Consider the following 2,125-nt stretch of genomic DNA (forward strand, 5'->3'; position numbering starts at 1 on the left):
GAGCTTGGCGTCTTGTACGGCCTGCAGGCCGTCCGCTTCGGCGCTGATGCGCAGGACGATGTCTTCCTGGGCAATGGTGCCGCTGTAGCCGTGATCGGCCTCGCACTGCGGGTCCCCGCAGCTGGCCGAACCCATGTCGAGGCGCTGGCCGCCGGACCATGCAATGGACAACGTCAGCTCGCGGACAGGGTCGGAAGGCTTGTAGTCCTGCGGCTGGGCGTAGACATAGCTCAAGACCACGGAGCGGATCTGGGTGACGGGAACGGACTCGGTGGACACCTGGGCGACGGTCTGTTCGCCGGCCTCGTCGAGCTGCTGGTCGTCGACATGGGTGATGACCAACATGTCGTCGGTCAACACCAGGACGGTGATGTGGCGGCGGACCTCGGCCCGGTCGAAGTGTGTCTCGAGATGTACGAGGTGGGCCACGCAATCGCGGCCATCCAGGGCATCGGCGACGACGTCGGCCACGAGCCGGGGGTAGAAACCGGCCTGCTGGAGGGCCCCTTCCAGGCTCTGGCCCTGCGCACTGTGGTCATGGAGGCCGTGGTGGTGCGCGGTCTGGCGTGCGGGGGCGGTCGCCAGGGGCTTGGGTGCTGGAGGCTGGGTGCTCATAGTCTCCATTTTCACAGATCAGCATGGGACTTGCTAACTGCCGGGCCCTGGACGCGGGCTGCAGCCGGGGAGGTTAGACCCTAACTGCGCATCGCCCGGCGCGCACTGTCGGTCCGCTGGGCGGCGTTCGCGATCCTGACATCGGCGGCCAGGATCGAAGCACCATCGGGCCCGGCGAGGACGGGATTGAAATGCACCAGCGCGATCTCCGGGTGGTTGTCCTTCAGCCTGGTGAGGCGGGCGGCGAGGTCCTCGAGTGCCGCGACGTCGACGGCGGGCAGGCCCTGGTAGCCGAAAAGCTTCCGCGACGCCCGGGGCGCCCGGACGAAGTCGTGGACGTCGGAGCCGGAGAGCGGCGGCACGCGGTGGGCCCAGTCATCGAGCAGGTTCACGGCGTCTCCGGCCAGGCCAAAGGAGATCACCGGCCCCAGCAGCGGGTCTTCGATGGCGCGGAAAGTGCAGGCCTGCCCCACGGGTACCATGGTCTGCACTTCCAGGGACGGCGAGCCGTACCGCTCGAGCGACTTGCGCATCTCCAGCACGTTGCGCCGCAACGAATCGGCGTCCTGGATGTCCAGCCGCACACCCCCCAGATCCAGCCGGTGCCGCAGTGCCGGGTCCGTGGTCTTCAAGGCCACGGGCCAGCCGAGCTGCCCGGCCGCGGCCACCGCCTCCTCCGCCGTCTCGAACCCGACGGACGGGACCAGCCGGATGCCGTAGTGGCCCAACAGCCGGGCGGCCGTGTCCTGGTCCAGCCGGACGAGCTGCTCGCCACCCACATCGCGCAGCAGCAGCTCCAGGTCCGCCCGGGCGGCCTCCGGGTGGCACCCTTCGGGCTCCACGAACAGTCCCTGGTCCCGGTCCAGCCATTGGGCGTAGCGCACGACGGCGGCAAGGGCCGTGACCGCCGCACCCGGGTTGGAGTAGCACGGGACCGGCGGAGCGGGCGCGGGCTGGTGCGGCTGTTCAGGTTCGGCGCCGACCATTCCCTCCACATAGATGGAGGGATCAAGGATTCCGCTAAAGGCGGCAACCACCGGCTTGCCGGCCGCCGCGGAGCATTCGGCCAGCACTCCGGCGATCTTTTCGACGGTGAGACCGTGCGCCGGCAGCAGCGCGACCACCGCGGCGTACACCGTGTCCGCGGTCAGGGTTTCCTGCAGGCTCCGGCGCAGGGCCGGCAGCGCCCGGGACATGCCCGCGTCCAGGTCCACGTCTGTCACGATCCGTTCCACGCCGAGCCCCTGGCGGGCGGCACTGTCCGCTACCACCTTGCCAAGGGCGCGCGAGTTGCTGAAGACGGCGATTCCGGGGCCCCCGGGCAGCGGCTGGCTCGAGACGATCTGGGCGACGTCCATGAGCTCTTCGATGGTCTCGACCCGGATCACCCCGGCCTGCCGCATCATGGCATCCAGCGCTTCCGAGGGAGCCTGGGTGGTGCGGACAGAGTGCCCGGGCGGCAGGTTCAGGCCCATGGCGTCGGACTTGGCCACAATCACCGGCTTGGTGC

The 2,125-nt window shown here is 69.5% G+C and carries 2 protein-coding genes; both read right to left on the minus strand.

Annotated features, from left to right (window positions below):
• Positions 1-615: DUF5998 family protein (locus LQV45_RS27625; RefSeq protein WP_230010053.1), on the minus strand; the 615-nt coding region annotated here is incomplete at its 3' end.
• Between the two features lie 80 nt (positions 616-695).
• A partial coding sequence (locus LQV45_RS27630) for an acetate--CoA ligase family protein (protein WP_230010056.1) occupies positions 696-2,125 on the minus strand: 1,430 nt, incomplete at its 5' end.

It is taken from the genome of Microbacterium sp. Bi128 (assembly GCF_918698205.1).